Consider the following 18338-nt stretch of genomic DNA (forward strand, 5'->3'; position numbering starts at 1 on the left):
ATAACCCCGGATCGCTTGCATTCCCCGAATAGTCTTGCTATACTAATTGTGTAGTGAGACTAGACTGGTCTAGTCAGGTTGTACAAACCGGGCAAACATTTCGGTCGGCGCGCCAATGGCGGCCGACCTGCAAGCGAGCTACACCAACGTCTGGGGGGCGGAGGGGTAGCCGGCGCCCTTCGGAAGTCGCAGCGGTTCTTCTGGTGCGGCCCTGAAGGGAAAATCAAACCGGGCGGAGCGACTCTGGGGGGATGTCGCTCCGCCCATCTGATTCCACGTTTCGCACTATTGCCATTTATGCCTAAGGCGACCGGGATCCGTGCTCGATCGTGGCTCTCTGCTATAGTTAGGCGATGAGCATTCCGTTGGCAGCGTCGGAGGTCTGTGCTGGTTACGGGCGCGAACCGGTTCTTCGAGGCGTATCGCTCGACGTCCACCCTGGTGACCGCGTTGCGCTGGTAGGTCCCAATGGCTCTGGTAAGTCCAGCCTTATCCGGGCTCTCTCCGGCGCTCTGCCCTTGCAGCAGGGCAGGGTGGTGGTAGAAGGTCGGCCGCTTCTGGAGTGGCCACAGAAACAACTGGCGCGGGTTGTCGCCGTGGTCTCGCAGTCCGAAACGCCGGCATTTGCGTTCACGGTTCGCGACGTGGTTATGATGGGCCGGTATGCACACCTGGCGAATGGCCGTACGGAGCGCTCACACGATTACGAGGTCGCCGAAGGCGCCATGGCCGCGACCGACGTACTCCATCTGGCCTCGCGCGTAGTCACCGAGCTTTCTGGCGGTGAGTACCAGCGCGTAATACTGGCCCGTGCGTTGGCTCAGCAGCCACGCATCCTGCTGTTGGATGAGCCGACGGCCCATCTGGACCTCGCCCATCAGGCCGATATTCTATCGCTGGTCAGGCGGCAATCGGTGGAGCTGGGGCTAGCGGTGGTTATGGCCGTGCACGAACTTGGCCTTGCCGCGGAGTATTGCGACACGCTGCTGTGGATGGCGGACGGTGCGGTTGCTGCGCAAGGTACGCCGGAGGAGACCATCAATGCCGAGACGATCCGGCTCGTATACCGCGCCGAGGTGACGGTTGCCGCGAACCCCATCACGGGAAAGCCGATGATCGCGTCGTCACGGCGAATCGAGCCGATTGACCGCCGATCTGTAAAGGTACACCTGATTTGCGGCGGCGGCTCCGGACTCGAGTGGGTTCGTGGCATGCTGCGCGCCGGCGCTACCGTTTCGGTTGGCGTTGTGAACCAGTTTGATACCGATGAAGCGGCCGCACAGGCACTTTCATTGGAGGCGGCGGTGGAGGCGCCATTCTCGGCGGTGAGTGACGATGCGGCGGCACTTTGTCGTAAGTTGATGTTCGCCGCCGAACTCATCATGGTGGCGGCCGCTCCGTTCGGGCACGGCAATGTTCGCAACCTCGAACTGGCGCTGGACGCTCAAGCTCATGGCATCCCTGTGGCGATTGCCGAAGCCGGGCCCGATCTCGCGCGCGACTTTACCGGCGGTATCGCCACCGGCCTGCTCGAGCGGCTGCGCGAACGCGGCGCCTCAACCGTTTCAACGGTAGCGGAGCTTTTAGACGTGCTGCCTTGCTCCGGGTGAGGCTTGCAGCTGAGGCCTATTCACGAGCCGGTTGATCGGTGCGCCCGTTCGGGTGCCCGCCGTTCCAGTTATAGATGTGCCCGCCGATGCGCCCATAGAGCGAGTCGTGCGGTCCACTGGCGGCCGTGTAGTGGCTCACGACAACCGAGAGCGCATGCCCGTCCATGGCCACCAGTGCAAGCCGGTTACCGTGCAGGCTGGGATATGCAAACAGGCTGCTGTACCGGTCCTCAGTATCGCCATACGTCAGCTTTGCAATGTGCCCGTGACTGGCGCCGACCGTTTCTGAAGGAACCGGTGCCGACCACATCGGCCCGGCTTCCACAAACATCGCCGTTCTCTCCGGTAACTCCAGGTTGTCGAGCGGAAACGGTCCGGGTGAAAACACGCCCCATACGCGTCTGTTGAGCGCGTACGATGTGGAAACCGCATACCTGCGAGAAGGGTCCTCCAGTGGGTGGTCCGGATCGATGCGGTTGGATGGATTGCTGAGAACGCTGTGTCCGGTAATGTACCCACGCAGGTCATCCGGCCACAACTGCCAGCCCGAAGCCAAAGGTCGAGCAGGCTCCATGGGATGGTCGTCCCAATCTTGTGAATACTCCAGAAACGCGTTGGCCAACTGCCGGAGGTTGCTGATGCTTTCGGTACGTTGTGACTCCAGCTGCTGCCAGCGATATAGGGGTCCAACCGCAATGGACATAATAACGACTAGAGCTACAACAACTGCAATTCCAGTGCGCGCGCCGGGACCGCGCCGGCTCGCCGGCGCGTTTGCGCCCGGGCCGTCAGACATAACGTAGCAACGGCGCTATGAGTGGTTCCATTCGTATCCGTTAAGTCGCCGTGATCCAAGCACTACCGGCATGGCTGCCAGCGTGACCGTCATGGCGCAAAAGACCAGTACGGCGCCGGCATAGACCCAGCCGGTGACATCCCTGAATGCTGGGCTGGTGGCCACGAACCAGGCCGTTCCAAACAGTACGCCGCTGATCAGCAGATAACCGCTGGAGCCCAAAAAGCCCAGTATCAAGGCCCAAGCGCTGACTCTGTGTGCCGGATTCTCGTACGCAAAGCGCGGCATCATCGCCGATAACCCTACGCCAAGGCAGCACAGAGTGCTCGCCGCGACGGCGATGAACACCGCAGCGACCGCGACGGTGTGCGTCGAACCGGGGCACACCGCAGTCGTTATGCCACACAGCGCCAATCCGGCGCCACCTGTGACGGCTGTGCTAAGCAGTACCTTACTCCGCACAACCATACTCGCCCTGATCGGCGCAGCCAGCAAGAGCCAGAAGCTCTGTCCTTCCAATCCCAGGGAGGTGAGCGACAGAATGCTGGTCTGCATAAACACCACAACTGCCGTCATGGCCAACAGAAACGGCAGCAGAGCGCCGTGCGGCAGTCCGGGGCGTGCTCGCGCCGCTACGGGAAACGGCACCAGGTAGAGAATCATCGGCATCGCGAGTTGAGATTTGAGAATGGCGTCTCTGGAGCTCAGCATCACATCCTTGCCGATCAGCGCGCCCAGCACAGAGCGGCGACGCGGCTGCCGTCCAGTTCTGCCGGCCAGTGCGCCGGTCACACGCGCCTCCTGATCGACGAGCGCCTCAGGTGAAATGGTTCGTGCTCCGAGAAACACGGCGAGCAGTCCGATGACCAGTACCAGGGAAAGCGCTCGCGCGAGGCTGATCCAGAGCGTGGAGGGATCGCCGCCGCTACCCGACGCCAGCACCGCGTCGGCGAACAGAGCGGATGGAGCCTTACTCGCCATCGCGGAGTGGTAATCCGGCGCGGCGCTTGCAGTCGTCAGTCCCTCGCCGCGCGCCAGTGCCGCGGCCGGAAACTGCTGCGCTTCGGCCACCATGGTAAAGCAGACGCTTATCGCGAGAATCGCATTGAGTATTCCGATGCAGGCGCGGAGGCGCCTAGAGCCTATTACGGCTATTAGCGCGCAGAGTAGAACTGCGGTAATACAGGCCGGCAGCAGCACATACGCCGAAACGATTACCGGCAGCAGTGCCCAGCCGGCAGCGGAGTTGTGGCTGACATAGGTGGCCGCAACCATTGCCGGAAGCCCAAGGGCCAGAAACTGGACGGCGTTCGCCACCGCGGCATCCAGCAATCGGGCGGCAATGAGCGAACGCGGATGGGCGGGCGATGCAAATAGAAGCGTGTAGTCCTTCGCAAACAGCAGCGCAGAGGCTACAAACGGTACGCTGCCGGCGATCAGGAATAGAAACAGGAAGAAGAACACCTGGCGCACCGCTTCGTCAAGCTGATGGACTTGCGAAGCGACGTCAAAAAAGTACGTAAACCCCAGCAGAACGGTACCGAAGACCACGGCACCCGCGATGGCAATCAGGCCGGCCACGGCAGGTCGCTGCCGAAACGCCTCGATGACCACGTTCCGCGCGCTAAGAAACCGCTGCCGCAGCAACACAAACAGCATAGGGAGCAGTATACCGCCGAGCGCCGCGAAGGAGCCGGTTGAGTGCGTTTATGTCACAATGGGCGGTCGGCCGGCCGGACGGCCCCTGCAGGCTACCGTTAGCCATGGCGTGCACAATCTGGAGCGTATGCATTTCGACCGGCGTAGTAACAGTGTAACGCGCATATTCAACAGGCGCCAGCCGATGGCCATGGGGCCCGAGAGGAGAGCAACATGCCGATTTACGAATACTTTTGTCCAGACTGCCGCAAGCCATACTCCAGGCTGGTCCGCACGTCTGGAATAGCGGCGCCGGCATGTCCGGCCTGCGGCGGTAGCTCGGCCCGCCGGCTCATTTCGGCGCCGGCGCTGGCGTTCAAGCAGGCTCAAGAACCCGCCCCATGCTGCGGTGGCGGTGCGTGCGGCGTCGGTCAGGGCAGCTGCGCATGCGCGGCCGGTTTGGATGACTGAACAGCTGGCCGCCGACAAACTGATGGGAGGGTGTGATGGCGAACATGAATAACCCCGATATACCAGGCCCGGACCGCGTGCCGGCCGACGGCGTGGGTGGCGAGCCGGTTGCCGTGTGGGAGGCCGCGAGTGAAGAAGAGGCCGAGGTGGTGACCGCTACGCTGCAGGCAGCCGGAATCCCGGCGGAGCTGGAGCGACCGGAGCCGACCGCCGGCATGGGTACGGTTGGCGAGGGAGTGGCCGCTGTGTGGCGGAACCGGGTTTTCGTTGCGCCGGAGCAGGCCGAGGCGGCACGCGCGGTTTTAAGCGCGATTCCGTTTACCACGGCTGAGTTAACCGCTGAGGAAGAGGCCGATCCTGAGACCCTGGAGCACGCCGAGGCCCGCGTACATGATGCGTAATCGCTGCGCCCCCGGAAGATGACGAAGCCGTACTATGTAACTACGCCCATCTACTACGTAAATGGGATGCCCCACATCGGCGCCGCTCTCACGACTATCGCTTGTGATGCCATCGCTCGCTACCAGCGGATGCTGGGCTCGGATGCCTTCCTGCTGACCGGAACCGATGAAAACGCCGCCAAGGTTCTGGCGGCGGCGGAGCAGCAGGGCGAGGATCCGGCCGAGTTTGTTTGCGGACTGGCGGCCGAATTCCGGTCGTGCTGGAACGCGCTCCACGTGGAGTACAGCGACTTTATTCGCACCACGGAGGCTCGCCACACACTCGCAGTCCAGGAATGCGTCAGGCGATTGATTGCCACGGGTGATATCTATCGCGGTGAGTACGAAGGCTGGTACAGCATCAGCGACGAGACCTTCTTTCGCGACAGTGAGGTGGATAACGGTTTCGCCAACGAGACCGGCAAGCCGGTGGTGCGGGTCTCGGAGCCCGGCTACTACTTTCGACTGTCGGCCTTCGCCGATCGCTTACTGCAGCACATCAATAGCAATCCGCAGTTTTTGCAGCCTGAGTCGCGCCGCAACGAGGTGACGAGTTACATCAGCGAAGGCTTGCGCGATATGTACATCACGCGACCCAATCGCGGTTGGGGCATCACCGTGCCAGGCGATGAGTCCTGTGTGGTCTACGTCTGGCTGGATGCCCTGGTCAACTACCTGGCGGCAGCCGGTTGGCCGGATGAGATGGAAGCGCGTAACTTGTGGCCGGCCGACCTGCATATGGTTGGCAAAGAGATTTTTGTTCGTTTCCATGCCACGCTGTGGCCGGCGATGTTGATGGCGCTGAACTTACCGCTGCCGAAACAGATATTCGCGCACGGCTGGTTCACGGTTCATGGCGCCAAGGGTGGCAAGACCGGGCCAAGCTTGCCACATCCGGTTCGGCTCGCCGAATTCATCCGCGACCGATCCGGTTGCACGATTGCGGCTGCAGTTGATGCCGAACGGTACCTACTGTGCCGGACGATGAGTTTCGCCGGAGACAGCGAGTTCAGCGTCTCTGCATGTCTACAGCGATTCAACATCGATCTCGCCAATGATCTCGGCAACCTGGTGAATCGTACCGTGAACATGACGTGCCGCTATTGTGGTGGTCTGGTTCCACAGCCAAGCGATGCGCCGCAGCCCTTGGCGGAGTTCGTCGCCACAGTTGCCCACGACGTGGCCGCCGCGATGGAATCGGTTCGGTTGAACGTGTCGCTGGATGCCGCGTGGCAGCTGGTGAGCCGTATGAACAAGTATCTCGACGAGCATGCACCCTGGGCGCTGGCCCCACGCGCGGCGGCTGGCGACGCAGTGGCTGCGGAGCAGCTTGGAGATGTACTGTATGCGGGGTTGGAAGCGTCGCGCGTCGCCTCGGTGCTTCTGTATCCCTTCATGCCGGAGGTGTCGAGAGCTATTCGGCAGCAGATCGGTGGGGAATGTGGCGCATCGCCACCAACCTGGGCCGAGGCCGCCTGGGGCGGGCTTAAGCCCGGTAGCCGGTTAGGGTCAGCGGAGCCGATATTCCCTCGGATCCGGGAGACCAACGTATCACACACTGAATTGGAGGACCTGGCAAGCCGCCGCAGCCCTGTGCGGCAAAGCGGTCAGGCTGGAACAACCGTGACTAACGAATCAGCGCCCGCACCTGTTGGGCAAGAGCCTATCACCATCGAAGAGTTTGGCCGCATCGACCTGCGAGTGGCCGAGGTTTTGGCGGCCGAGCCTGTTACCGGCGCCACGCGGCTGCTTCGGCTGACCGTGCACCTTGGTGGCGACGATACCCGGACGATTCTCGCCGGCATTGCCGAGGCGTACCGACCCGAGGAGCTCGAGGGGAAGCGTGTTGTGGTCGTCGCAAACCTTCAGCCTCGCGTTATGCGGGGAATCGAGTCGAAGGGCATGCTGCTTGCGGCCGATAGCGACGGGAAGGCGATTCTGATTGAGCCCGATCAGTCCGCCCCCTTGGGAGCCAGGGTTCGCTGAGTAGCGCGCAGTAACGACTTCGGGTGCGCTAGTTGGGCTACGAAGTCGTACGATTTGGCATCGACGCGGCGGAGTGCAATGGGCCGTCTGACGTACCACGCGAACGCCTCAGCAAACCCCTCCTGTGGCGACGCGTCCGCGTAGGTCGTAATCAGGCCACCAAGTTCCACTCGTGACTTCCAGAGCGCGCGGTAGGCCTCGCGCTGCGTTCGAGTAAGCTCGGTCTGCCAAACGTAGTGGCCAAGCTCGTGTGTGAACACCAATCCGGCCAGCATGCCGCGCAAGCCCTGCCTTACCATCACCTCCGCCGGGGTATCCTGTGCATCCGGTGGTGGTAAGTACAGTCCATCCACCGGTCCATCGCCGTCGGCCGCAACGGCGGTCGCCGAGACGGCTGCAGATGCGATCGCAGCCTGCGTTGTCTCAACTACCCGGATACCGGGACCGCGCCGGAAAGCCGTCGGCAAATACGTTACGATGCGCTGCCAAAGCGCGGCCTGCCCGGAAGGCGCCGCAACCACCAAGAAGGCCTTTGGGTTCTTCGTCGAATGAGTTCCATGCCCTGCGTCCAAACCGGGAGAGGCGAACGCTGGAGCACACAGACACACCGAGGCTGCAAACGTTGATGCGATTTGGCGCAGCGCGATACTTTTCATAGGTTGTAACCGTCTTATCCTCTCGGAGCGTTTCGTGCCCGCAACCAAATCAGACAGCGGCTTCGAGCATCGGCTGATATTGCGGCTCCGAGGTGGTGACCGTGCGGCTTGGAGTACCGCCTTCGATCTATACGGAGATCGCATCTACGGATACGCCCGGCGTGCGCTTGGACATCGGGAAGATGCTGAGGATGTAGCAGCCGAAACCTTCCAACGGGCGATCGAGAGGATCGGTGCGTTTCGGGGAGACTCACCGCTGATCGCCTGGCTGTTCGCGATTGCCCGGAATCTCTGCCTCGACCGGCAGCGGCAGCCGAGGCTGCTCGGCCTGGAACTGGAAGAGGAGCTGGCTGATGATACCGCGACCGAGGAGCGCCTTGAAACGCGCATACTCGTGCGCCAGGCGCTTGAGCGGTTGACGGCGGAGCATCGAATGGTACTTCTACTCTGTGATGTGGATCAATGGGATGCTAAAGAGGTTATGGTGGCGTTGAACCGGTCTCTTGCATCCACAAAGTCGATGTTGTATCGAGCACGCAGGAATCTGCGCGACCGTTTGGCGGAGTCCGGGATGGGCGAGGAGTGCGCGTGATGCAATGCGAGGCCTGTCGGCTTCTACTGGACGAGGCGATGGAAGCGGAATTGGGAGAAGAGGCACAGCGCGCCGTAGACCTGCATCTGCTGCGGTGCCATGCGTGCGCCCACGAACTCAAGAGCCTTGAAACAGCAAGAGAGCTGCTGCGCAACGCCGTGCCTCAGGCCGCGATTGGTCCGGCAATGCGTGATCGGATCGAGACGCGCTTGAACCTTGGCGAGCCTGCTCTTGGTAAAACCGAGGCGTTACTCCAGTGGACGCTTCCTCTCCACGAAGGCGCAACCGGCGACCCGGACGACCCGCGCTGACTGCGCGATCGTGGCGCTAGACTGCTGGAGGTCTAGCGAGGTTCAACGAGAGCGGCCGCGGCAACATACTCCGGAGCTACTCCGAACGCCAGAATCAGCGCGGCTGCCGAGATGCCGGAATCGTTAAGCAGGAGGGCGGCCGCAGCGGCGATAGCCAGCGGTAACGGGAGGAACCAGCCCGTTCTATGGCTCCGACGCCGCAATAGCGAGATGGCGACGCCGGCTGCCAGGAGCTCCAGCGTCCAGACACTGTGGAGCACCAGCCAGCCTTCCATCGCGAGCTTCCGCACGGCGATGCGCATGATCGTACTGTAATGCTGCGAGGCCGCCCGCGCAATATGCGTGCGGCTGACGGCGGATGCAGCAGAATCCAGCTTAACGGCAGCCACCAGGAGTAGCCCGCCCGCGAGTGCCCCGAACGCCGCGCCTTTCCATGCGCCTTTTCCGGATCTCATGGATCCTAAAAAGGCGAATAGCGCAATGCAGCCTGTAGGGGCGGCGCCGGCCTTCGCGCCCATTATCGGCAGCGCCATGGCCGTCGAAAGCGCTGCCGCGCCGGAGTACGCCAGTCCCGGGATGAGCGCATTGGTGCGGCGAGTTACAGTCTCGAAGCGCCAGAACTGGATGAGTGCGCACCCTGCGCCGATTGCTGTACCCATCATTTCGTTACCGATCCCGTAAAAGCGCGCCCCCTCCGTGATCGTGTAACTCATCCAGGCGCGCTGCATCAGGTGGGCGCCGGTAATCAGATCGATGAAGATGACCAGGGTCGTCACCGCAAGCAGCGCCACGATGGTGTTGCGGAGCCCAAAGCGCTCGACTGCACAGAGGCTGAATACCGCTGCCGCGACCGTGGCAGCCGCGAAGAGCGTCGCGCAGACGGGCGGGCTTCCGAAACCTGCCTGGGGAAGCAGTATGGAGCTCAAAGGCATCCAAAGTACCATAAGCAGTGCAGTACGGGCAACGCGGCTACCGGAAGGCAGCAGGGCTGCTGTAAGGAGCAGGACCGCCTGAAGAATCGGCCAGCCACCGAGGAGGTCCGCCGCGCGTGATTCCTCTATGACGTTCGCCCAAAACGCCGTAGTGGCGGTCGGCCGGCCGTGGTGCCGACCTGCGGCTGCGAGCCGAAGTGGACTTGCCTGATTCAGGTTGAGCATCGCCGCGAGCGCCGGTTCTATGTCTGTCACCGTGAGGACGCCGGATCGATGTGTAGAGGCCGAGACAAGTCGCGCGGCCTGGCTGTTCGGCGCACTAACGGCGCACACGCCGAGCCGACTCGCCGGATCCGGCGCAGCTCGATCCGGCAGGCCGATCACAATCAAAGCGTGCGGCTCCTTGGCGCTCCGCACCTGGGCGTTGATCTGACCAATCGCGCGATCGACGGCGCGTACTGCGGCGGCATGTTGCGCCGCGGCCTGACGCGGCAGGCACCGGTCAGCGTAGCGATCGGCCCGGTAGAGGTCTCCGAGTGTTATAACAACAAGGCGCGCGGACGCAAGAGCGTGGTTGAGCGACACCAGGATCGCATGGCTGTCGTCGCGGATGCCGAATGGCCAGGTAGCGGCGGCTTCGCCACGAACCGGCGGCGCCGCCACGACGCACTCTCCAGCGCCGTCTATCGCCATCAGCAGTCCCGGCTCGCAGCCATCGTCGGCGCTTCCGCTGCCGATGGACTCAACGACTCCGCCGGCGGCCCGGACTTCGTCGCCGAGCCGCCCGGCAACGACCGGGTGGTCCAATCGGTCGTTGATGCGCTGTATTGTGCTGGCCGCCTGGGCAGTGCCGGCCAGCCACAGGTGCGGCGGTGCAGCTGCTCGCGATCCGGCGCCCAGAGTAATGCCTATGGCGTTCAGCCGCTGCGGGCTGCTTGTTGGCGTGCGATCCGCTGTCCTGATGGCTACAACGCCAAACGCAGCCGTCTTCATCAGGCTCGCCCACGCTGGTGACCGGCTGGCCGTGGTCGAAGACCAACCAGGAATCAGAACCACCACCACTCCGGCCACCTTCGGAAGAGGATGGAGTGGAGCCGTTGTGCTGCATCCGGCCAGGAGGAGAATCAGCCCTCCGGCCAGAGCCGGGAGTGCGGCGCGGCGCCATCGCTGGTGGCGCTTGGCCCGCTCCAGATAGTAGACAAATTGTGTGTACAGTGGCATAATGCGCCGAAGACCGGAGCGGGTTCGCTCTACCCGGCGGGGACCGAAGTTGCGCAAAAACACACAGGATACCGAGCGGGTTGTCTCTGCTGCCCCGTGCGACGATGATCTCGCCGATCTGTCGTTGCGCCCGCGGCGCCTGCGGGAGATGATCGGCCAGCTTCGCGTCAAAGAGAATCTTTCAGTTTTCATCGACGCAGCGCGCGGCCGTGAGGAGCCGCTGGATCACATTCTGCTGCATGGGCCGCCCGGACTCGGCAAGACAACGCTGAGCAATATCGTGGCCAATGAGATGCAGACCCGCATTCGCGTAACGTCCGGCCCGGCGATTGAGAAACCCGGGGACCTTGCAGCGATTCTTACCAGCCTCGAGCCCGATTCGGTTTTCTTCATCGATGAGATCCACCGCCTGAACCGAACCGTAGAAGAGATCCTATATCCGGCAATGGAGGACTTCAAGCTGGATATCGTCATCGGACGTGGGCCATCCGCGCGTACCGTGCGGTTGGATGTGCCGGCTTTTACGCTGATTGGCGCCACAACCCGGTCTGGCCTACTCTCTTCACCACTGCGGGATCGCTTCGGCATCCAGTTGGCGTTTGAACTATACCAGCCCGAAGAGCTTGAAACGATCGTCCTCCGTTCGGCCACGATCCTGAACATCCCGATCGACCACGACAGCGCGGCGGAGATTGCGTGCCGTTCGCGCGGCACGCCGCGGGTGGCGAACCGGATACTCAAGCGGGTTCGCGACTACGCTCAGGCACGAGCAGATGGCCGGATCAACCGGTCGGTAGCCGACCAGGCACTGAGGATGCTGGACGTGGACGAATTGGGTCTGGAAGCTTTCGACCGGCGGTTTCTGCGCGCTATCGCCACCAAGTTTGACGCAGGCCCGGTGGGGCTGGAAACGCTCGCGGCGATGCTCGGCGAGGAGTCAGCCACGATTGAGGATGTCTACGAGCCGTTTCTGCTCCAGATTGGATTCTTGAATCGAACGAGCAGAGGGCGGTGCACGACGCGGGCAGCACACCTCTACCTGGATCTGCCGTGGCGTGAGCGCCCGGACGCCACGGCTGTGCCGGTAGAGCCCGGTACGCTGTTCAGCAACTGAGCCGGAGCATGGCTAAGCCGGTCTCGGCTCCACAGGCGTGTTCAGACCCGTTCGAGGAGTTGGTCGTTGGCGCTCGCGTTGTCCTTGCCGGCTCCGGTGTTGCCGCGGGACAGCGGCTGTTGGTTGGCGTCTCGGGTGGCGCTGACTCTTCGGCGCTCCTATGCGTGCTGGCACGCATTGCCGAAGAGGATGGTCTTCTACTGACCGCGGCGCATTTGGACCATGGCCTGCGGGCCAACGCCCACGAGGACGCCAGCTGTGCGGAGATGATGTGCCGGCGGCTCGGCGTTCCGCTGGTTTCCAACCGCGAAGACGTAGATGCGATTCGCCATCGCGCCAGGTGCTCCATTGAAGAGGCGGCCCGTTTGGCGCGGCACCGGTTTTTACGCCGCGCTGCCACCGACAGCGGTGCGGCGTTGATTGCCGTTGGACACACGCGCGATGATGTGGTAGAGACCGTGCTGCTAAACCTGCTTCGGGGATCCGGTTTGCGCGGTATAGCGGCGATGCGCGCCCTCGATCCTCCGATCATCCGGCCCCTGATCGCTGCAACCCATCGCATGACGATTGCGTGCTGCATCCAGGCCAAGCTGGCTTGGCGTGAAGACGAGTCCAACCAGGATATCCGGTTCACGAGGAACTGGCTTCGGCATGCTGTGCTCCCGATGCTGCGCGAGCATCTTGGCGATGCTGTCGACGGGAACATCGCGCGGTTTGGCGCCATAGCTGGTTCGGAGGAAGCGGCTATGGAGGAACGTGCGACCTCTGAGTTTGCCGCGATGGCCTCCGAAGAGGATGATGGCTGTGTCGGATTGCCCGCGGAACGACTGGCCGGGCTTTCCGACGCCGTTGCGCGACGCGTGGTGCGACGGGCAATCGCCGCGGTGCGTGGGAACCTTGACGACGTGACCTTTGCTGACGTACAGCGTGCGCTTGCAATTGCACGCGGCGAGCGTCCGGCGGCAGAACTGAGCTGGTGCGATGGCGCATCGCAGATGATCGTACTGCGGCGCGGACACCTGTGTGTCACGCCGGTGAGCGCTCCACTCAAACACGTGCCGTGGCAGGCCGAGCTTGGCATTGGCCGATCCTTACATGTACCTGCAATCGGCTTGGACGTAACGCTCCTGCCGCGAGGCGGGAGTGCGCTGCCGGATGGCGCGCTCCTTACGGTACCGGTGCCTGCCTGGGCGTCGGCGCCGATGAGCGTGGAGCTTTGGCGGAGTGGTGATCGAATAGGCGATAGTTCAGGCGGCAGTGGGAGCAAGGTTGCCGACCTGTTGACCCGCGCCGGATTGAAGGGCGCAGCGCGGCGCAAAGCGGTGGTCATGCGCGCGAACGATGGGCGGTGCGCCATCGTAATATGGTTAGGCGCCCATGAGGAGCCCGCGGCGATGTCAGCGCCTGGCGATGCCGGTGACCTGCACCTGGTGGTACGGTTACCCCTCGATCGACCCGGCAACAACCGAACGACTGGCCCCACGAGGAGCCGTGTGCTATAATGAGCGGCATGTCGGGCCAAACCGCCGGCTGCCGCAGAGGATGACGTATTGAAATCGACGAACAGCGGAGCGCGATGGCTCGTGCTCATTGTGGTTGCCGTACTGGTGATACTCCTGTTTCAGACGGGGGTATTCAAGGGCTTCGGGTCGTCGACCAAAACGTTAACGTATAGTGAGCTGCTGACCAAAATACATTCTCAGCCTCAGACGATAGCGCAAATCACGTTTGAAAAGGACCAGGCGACCGGAACGTTCCGGAATACCGAGCAGGTAATACCGGGCGACGAGCACGCCCAATTTGAGGTGAATCTGCCGGATTCACCGGAGGCGCGCAGCAAGCTGATCGATTTGCTGCAGGCCAATTCAGTCACCTTTCAGTTTAAGCAGTCGCTGCTTTCAGACTGGCTACAGGGCATGTTCAGCATGATCCTGCTGCCTGTCATCTTCATCGCGATCTTTTGGATCCTGCTCATGCGGCAGAGCCAGAGCGGCGGCAACCAGGCGCTTAACTTTGGCCGGAGCCGCGCCAAGCGCCTCACCGAAACGGTGCCCAAGGTGACTTTCGGAGAAGTCGCAGGCGTCGACGAGGCGAAGCAGGAACTCGAGGAGATTGTTGAGTTCCTGAAGAACGCCAAAAAGTTTCAGAATTTGGGCGCAAAGATCCCTAAGGGCGTGCTTTTGCTGGGCCCTCCCGGCTGCGGTAAGACCATGCTGGCGCGCGCCGTCGCGGGCGAGGCCGGCGTTCCTTTCTTTCACATCTCCGGCTCCGACTTTGTGGAGATGTTTGTGGGCGTAGGCGCTAGCCGAGTTCGGGACCTGTTCGAAACGGCCAAAACAAATCGGCCCAGCCTCATTTTCATCGACGAGATTGACGCCGTTGGGCGCCAGCGCGGAGCGGGTCTCGGCGGCGGCCATGACGAGCGCGAACAGACACTCAACCAGCTATTGGTGGAGATGGACGGATTCGATCCGAATGCTGGCGTCATCATGATCGCTGCCACCAACCGGCCGGATGTGCTCGATCCAGCCTTGCTGCGGCCCGGGCGGTTTGATCGTCGGATCGTGGTCGACGCGCCGGACGTAGTGGGCCGAAAGGCAATCTTTGAGGTTCACCTGCGAGGTAAACCGGTGGATACGGATGTGAACGTCGACACGCTCGCACGCCTTACTCCCGGCTTTACCGGCGCAGACATTATGAATGTGGTGAACGAGGCGGCTATTCTTGCCGCTCGGCGCGACAAGAGCAAGATATCCATGGCCGAGTTCGATGAAGCTCGCGACCGCGTGCTGATGGGACCGGAGCGCAAGACACGGATGAACAGCAAGCTCAAGCTGAAGGTGGTCGCTTACCACGAGCTTGGTCACGCTATTGTTGCCGCGAAGATCCCGAATGCCGACCCGGTTTACAAGATCACCGTGATTCCGCGCGGCATGAGTGGTGGCGCGACCTGGTTCCTGCCCAAGGAAGAGACACTGGAGACACGGCAGGATATGCTGGACGACATCACGGCCTCCCTGGGTGGCCGGGTTGCCGAACAGCTGGTGTTTGGCGATGTAACCACCGGCGCCTCCGCCGACCTGGACCAGGCGACCAACATAGCGCGCGCCATGGTGTGTGAATACGGAATGAGCGAGCGACTCGGCCCGCTCCGACTTGGCCGCCGGCACGGTAACCCGTTCCTTGGCCGCGATATCATGGAAGATCGCGACTACAGTGAGGAGGTTGCGCGGGCGATCGACGAGGAGGTCCGCGCCTTTATCGATCAGGGATATACACGGGCGGTGGCGATCCTCACGGAGTTTCGCGACAAAATGGACGAGATCGCCGACGTGCTTATGGTCAAAGAGACGCTGACGCGGGAAGAGTTTCTTGCTCTCCTGAACGGAGAGGCAACCGGGGAACAGGTGATGTCCGGCATGTTCCTGCCGCCACCACCACCGCCGCCGACGGGTACAACCACGACCGTTGAGCCGGACCTCCCGCGACTTCCTCCACAGTTGCGCCCAGAGCCGGCGTAACCGCGGGCCAGATCGTAGCGCTGTGCCGGCGCACAGTTGACAGCCCGCGCAGGGAGCCGGTATGATTTCGTGCGGTGCCGAAGACCTGACGAGCCAACGCTGGCCCCTGGTCTGTCGTAATCGCGCTTGCTCATGAACCAATCCAGCCAGTTCTGCGGGCCCAACGCCGCATGGGCCCTTGATCTTTACGAGCGCTATCTTCAGGACCCCAACTCCGTCGACGAAGCGACGCGTCGCGCTTTTGCAGCCGGCGCTCCGGGTTTGCCAGCCGCCTCTTCGGTCGATTCTGAGCCGGCCCCAGCAGGTGTGGCCGGCGAGCGACTTGTGCGGCGCGTGGCGGCCGCCGCTCGGTACGCACGCATCATCCGTCAACAAGGGCATCTCGGCGCGCATGTAAATCCCCTGGATGCGGAGACTGCCGTTCCTCCAGAACTTGGTTTCGCAGCCAACGGCCTGGAAGTCGGCGACCTTGACGATCTGCCCGCGAGCGTGGTCGGCGGTCCGCTTGCCGAAACCGCCTCGAACGCGGCCGAAGCGGTAGATAGGCTTCGCGGCGTCTATTCCGGGTCGATTGGCTATGACCTGGAGCATGTTACAAATGCCGAGGAACGCTACTGGCTGCGCGATGCGGCTGAGAGTGGCGCATTCCAGAAAGACTTCGACGCGGCTGACAGTCGCAAAATGCTCAAATCGCTCACCGAGGTGGAGGCCTTTGAGCAGTATCTGCACCAGACATATGCCGGCGCCAAGCGATTTTCCGTAGAAGGCACCGACATGCTGGTGCCGATGCTCTCGGAACTGCTCCAGGAAGCCGCTGCCGCCGGTGCTCGTGAATGGGTCCTCGGTATGGCGCATCGCGGTCGCTTGAACGTACTGGCGCACATTCTCTGCAAGCCGTATGAGATGATCCTGTCGGAGTTTCATGAAGCCGGCGCCGTGGAGGAGGCGCAGGACGCTGCCACTGAGACTGCTGCCGGTTGGTCCGGCGACGTGAAGTATCACCTCGGAGCACGTGGCGCCTTTCATGAAAACGGCACGAGCGAGATGCAGCTGACGCTGCTGCCAAACCCCAGCCACCTGGAGTTTGTCAATCCCGTGGTAGAGGGCCACACCCGCGCGGCGCAGGACCTCCGCCAGGGGCCAGGGGCGCCGAGCCAGGAGACCGGCCGCGCGCTTGCCGTGCTGGTCCATGGCGATGCTGCATTTCCCGGACAGGGCATCGTTGCAGAAACGCTCAACCTCTCGCGCCTGTTCGGTTACAACACCGGCGGCACGATCCATATCATTGCAAATAATCAGATCGGCTTTACGACAGACCCCGACGACGGCCGATCCACCCTGTACGCTTCGGACCTTGCCAAGGGATTTGAGGTGCCAATCGTTCACGTGAACGCCGACGACCCGGCCGCCTGCACGGCCGTGGCTCACATGGCGTTCGCCTATCGCGAACGCTTCCACAAGGATTTCCTGATCGATCTGATTGGCTACCGGCGATACGGGCACAACGAGGGCGACGAGCCGGCATTTACACAACCGGTGCTGTACGAGGCAATTCGTAACCATCCCACGGTCCGGATGTTGTGGCTGCATCGATTGGTGTCGGAAGGCATTGTCACGTTAGCAGACGGTGAAGCGCAGTTGGCGGCCGTACGTGCGCGGCTCCAGGTCGCTCGCGCCGCAGCGCGCGGCCAGGAAGACTCCGATATTCCTGTCGACGACCGCAGCTCGGCGAGTGTAAGCCCGCGTGCCGTAACCAAGGAAGAGTTGGAAAGCTGGAACGATGCGCTGCTACAGCGCCCGGAGTCGTTTCACCGTAACGTCAAACTCGAAGAGCAGGGCGCCAACGCGCTTCAAAAGCGCCGCGAGTTGCTGCACGCGGTCGGCGGCATACAGTGGGCGCATGCCGAAGCCCTGGCGTTTGCCGCGGTACTTACCGACGGTACGGCAGTTCGCATGTCGGGGCAGGACACCCAGCGAGGTACCTTCAGCCAGCGGCACCTGGTACTGCGAGATAGCGTTACCGGTGACGGCTACGTGCCGCTTCAGCATCTGCCAAGTGCTAAAGCGCCGTTCGCTATATATAACTCCCCGCTCTCCGAGAATGCATGTCTGGGCTTTGAGTACGGGTACAGCATGCATGCCCCGGGCGTGCTGGTACTGTGGGAGGCGCAATTTGGAGACTTCGCCAACTCGGCGCAGGTGATCATTGACCAGTTTATCGTTTCAGGCAGCGCGAAGTGGCGGCAGACACCCTCATTGGTGCTGCTGCTGCCACATGGATACGAGGGGCAGGGTTCCGAGCACTCGAGCGCTCGTCTGGAGCGGTATCTTCAACTCGCCGCAGACAGAAACATCTGCGTCGTCAACTGCACAACCCCCGGACAGTACTTTCATCTTCTCCGACGGCATGTGGCGTCGCTGCTTACAGCACCCCGCCCGCTGATTGTTATGGCCCCGAAAAAACTACTGCGCCTGTCTCCAGCCATGCAGAAGGATGCCAGGCTCGGCACCTCCCTGGACGATCTGGTTAGTGGCGCCTTCCAGCCGGTGATACGCGACCGCGAGGCCGAGCGCCGGGCACGTTCAATCAGCCGATTGATCCTCTGCACCGGCAAGGTGTACGCCGAACTGATCCAGGAGAAGCGCTTCATCGAGTCGAAGCGAGCCGCGGCCGTGCGAATCGAGGAGCTGTATCCGTTTCCTGGGGCTGAGATTCGCGATGCCATCGCAGCGTTCCCAAATCTCATAGAGCTCGTATGGCTTCAGGAAGAGCCGCGTAATATGGGTGCGTGGAGCTATATCGCTCCGCGTATCCTGGCCGAGAGCGGCTGGCAGGGTACGCTCACGTACATAGGTCGTCCCGAATCGGCGAGCCCGGCCGAGGGTTCGCAGGCACGGCACGATGCAGAGCAGCGGCGGGTGCTCGATGAAGCGACGTCTGACGCGCCGGCGCCGGCAGAGTTGGAGATTGCCCGGGCCGGTTAGTTTGGCCAGGCTGTGGCTGGAACTACAAAACTGGCGTGCACTGCATGTCGCAGATCAGGAGCTGA

The 18338-nt window shown here is 62.4% G+C and carries 14 protein-coding genes; 10 read left to right on the top strand and 4 right to left on the bottom strand.

Annotated elements, in window-relative coordinates; all coding sequences use genetic code 11:
- Window positions 1-353: 353 nt before the first annotated feature.
- Window positions 354-1610, top strand: coding sequence for an ABC transporter ATP-binding protein (locus tag KGJ62_06880; GenBank protein ID MDE2126295.1), 1257 nt, complete (start codon window positions 354-356; stop codon window positions 1608-1610).
- A gap of 16 nt (window positions 1611-1626) precedes the next feature.
- On the opposite strand, the gene KGJ62_06885 is transcribed toward KGJ62_06880, so the two are convergent.
- Both KGJ62_06885 and KGJ62_06890 read right to left on the bottom strand, forming a co-directional pair.
- On the bottom strand, window positions 1627-2406 hold the full coding sequence (locus KGJ62_06885) for a hypothetical protein (protein ID MDE2126296.1): 780 nt from the start codon (window positions 2404-2406) through the stop codon (window positions 1627-1629).
- A gap of 15 nt (window positions 2407-2421) precedes the next feature.
- The gene (locus KGJ62_06890; protein MDE2126297.1) at window positions 2422-4065 is read right to left on the bottom strand and encodes a hypothetical protein; all 1644 of its coding nucleotides are present in this window, start codon (window positions 4063-4065) and stop codon (window positions 2422-2424) included.
- A gap of 213 nt (window positions 4066-4278) precedes the next feature.
- Here KGJ62_06890 and KGJ62_06895 point away from each other — a divergent pair, with 213 nt between their 5' ends.
- From KGJ62_06895 to metG, 3 genes are read left to right on the top strand one after another with little or no spacing between them, the layout of a single operon-like run.
- The gene (locus KGJ62_06895; GenBank protein ID MDE2126298.1) at window positions 4279-4515 is read left to right on the top strand and encodes a zinc ribbon domain-containing protein; all 237 of its coding nucleotides are present in this window, start codon (window positions 4279-4281) and stop codon (window positions 4513-4515) included.
- A gap of 35 nt (window positions 4516-4550) precedes the next feature.
- Window positions 4551-4916 carry a hypothetical protein gene (locus tag KGJ62_06900; GenBank protein MDE2126299.1) on the top strand — a complete coding sequence of 122 codons (366 nt, stop codon included), beginning with the start codon at window positions 4551-4553 and terminating at the stop codon, window positions 4914-4916.
- Between the two features lie 18 nt (window positions 4917-4934).
- Window positions 4935-6941: a methionine--tRNA ligase gene (gene metG / locus KGJ62_06905; GenBank protein ID MDE2126300.1), complete on the top strand. Its 2007-nt coding sequence runs from the start codon at window positions 4935-4937 to the stop codon at window positions 6939-6941.
- On the opposite strand, the gene KGJ62_06910 is transcribed toward metG, so the two are convergent.
- Window positions 6908-7597, bottom strand: a complete 690-nt coding sequence (locus KGJ62_06910) for a hypothetical protein (GenBank protein ID MDE2126301.1) — start codon at window positions 7595-7597, stop codon at window positions 6908-6910. The genes metG and KGJ62_06910 overlap by 34 nt on opposite strands.
- 34 nt (window positions 7598-7631) lie before the next feature.
- Here KGJ62_06910 and KGJ62_06915 point away from each other — a divergent pair, with 34 nt between their 5' ends.
- Window positions 7632-8189, top strand: a complete 558-nt coding sequence (locus KGJ62_06915) for an RNA polymerase sigma factor (GenBank protein ID MDE2126302.1) — start codon at window positions 7632-7634, stop codon at window positions 8187-8189.
- Complete coding sequence (locus tag KGJ62_06920) at window positions 8189-8500, top strand: hypothetical protein (GenBank protein ID MDE2126303.1); 312 nt, start codon at window positions 8189-8191, stop codon at window positions 8498-8500. Before KGJ62_06915 ends, KGJ62_06920 begins: the two co-directional genes overlap by 1 nt.
- A 32-nt stretch (window positions 8501-8532) precedes the next feature.
- Here KGJ62_06920 and KGJ62_06925 read toward each other — a convergent pair whose 3' ends face one another.
- On the bottom strand, window positions 8533-10653 hold the full coding sequence (locus KGJ62_06925; GenBank protein MDE2126304.1) for a hypothetical protein: 2121 nt from the start codon (window positions 10651-10653) through the stop codon (window positions 8533-8535).
- A 1-nt stretch (window position 10654) separates the two neighbouring features.
- Between KGJ62_06925 and ruvB the strand changes: the two genes are divergently transcribed.
- The 4 genes from ruvB to KGJ62_06945 all read left to right on the top strand — a co-directional run bounded on the left by ruvB (window position 10655) and on the right by KGJ62_06945 (window position 18273).
- A complete protein-coding gene (gene ruvB, locus KGJ62_06930) occupies window positions 10655-11767 on the top strand; it encodes a Holliday junction branch migration DNA helicase RuvB (GenBank protein ID MDE2126305.1) in 1113 nt (370 codons plus the stop codon).
- Between the two features lie 8 nt (window positions 11768-11775).
- Window positions 11776-13269, top strand: coding sequence for a tRNA lysidine(34) synthetase TilS (tilS, locus tag KGJ62_06935; protein ID MDE2126306.1), 1494 nt, complete (start codon window positions 11776-11778; stop codon window positions 13267-13269).
- A gap of 105 nt (window positions 13270-13374) precedes the next feature.
- Complete coding sequence (gene ftsH / locus KGJ62_06940; GenBank protein MDE2126307.1) at window positions 13375-15288, top strand: ATP-dependent zinc metalloprotease FtsH; 1914 nt, start codon at window positions 13375-13377, stop codon at window positions 15286-15288.
- 132 nt (window positions 15289-15420) lie between these two features.
- Complete coding sequence (locus KGJ62_06945) at window positions 15421-18273, top strand: 2-oxoglutarate dehydrogenase E1 component (GenBank protein MDE2126308.1); 2853 nt, start codon at window positions 15421-15423, stop codon at window positions 18271-18273.
- The last annotated feature ends 65 nt before the right edge of the window (window positions 18274-18338 follow it).

The sequence above is a fragment of the Armatimonadota bacterium genome (assembly GCA_028871815.1).
Lineage (GTDB): Bacteria > Armatimonadota > Chthonomonadetes > Chthonomonadales > Chthonomonadaceae > REEB205.

Bases quoted from the DNA above. Each gene is read 5' to 3' on its own strand.
- KGJ62_06880 (MDE2126295.1), top strand. From the start codon at position 354: ATGAGCATTCCGTTGGCAGCGTCGGAGGTCTGTGCTGGTTACGGGCGC.
- KGJ62_06885 (MDE2126296.1), bottom strand. From the start codon at position 2,406: ATGTCTGACGGCCCGGGCGCAAACGCGCCGGCGAGCCGGCGCGGTCCC.
- KGJ62_06890 (MDE2126297.1), bottom strand. From the start codon at position 4,065: ATGCTGTTTGTGTTGCTGCGGCAGCGGTTTCTTAGCGCGCGGAACGTG.
- KGJ62_06895 (MDE2126298.1), top strand. From the start codon at position 4,279: ATGCCGATTTACGAATACTTTTGTCCAGACTGCCGCAAGCCATACTCC.
- KGJ62_06900 (MDE2126299.1), top strand. From the start codon at position 4,551: ATGGCGAACATGAATAACCCCGATATACCAGGCCCGGACCGCGTGCCG.
- metG (MDE2126300.1), top strand. From the start codon at position 4,935: ATGACGAAGCCGTACTATGTAACTACGCCCATCTACTACGTAAATGGG.
- KGJ62_06910 (MDE2126301.1), bottom strand. From the start codon at position 7,597: ATGAAAAGTATCGCGCTGCGCCAAATCGCATCAACGTTTGCAGCCTCG.
- KGJ62_06920 (MDE2126303.1), top strand. From the start codon at position 8,189: ATGCAATGCGAGGCCTGTCGGCTTCTACTGGACGAGGCGATGGAAGCG.
- KGJ62_06925 (MDE2126304.1), bottom strand. From the start codon at position 10,653: ATGCCACTGTACACACAATTTGTCTACTATCTGGAGCGGGCCAAGCGC.
- ruvB (MDE2126305.1), top strand. From the start codon at position 10,655: ATGCGCCGAAGACCGGAGCGGGTTCGCTCTACCCGGCGGGGACCGAAG.
- tilS (MDE2126306.1), top strand. From the start codon at position 11,776: ATGGCTAAGCCGGTCTCGGCTCCACAGGCGTGTTCAGACCCGTTCGAG.
- KGJ62_06945 (MDE2126308.1), top strand. From the start codon at position 15,421: ATGAACCAATCCAGCCAGTTCTGCGGGCCCAACGCCGCATGGGCCCTT.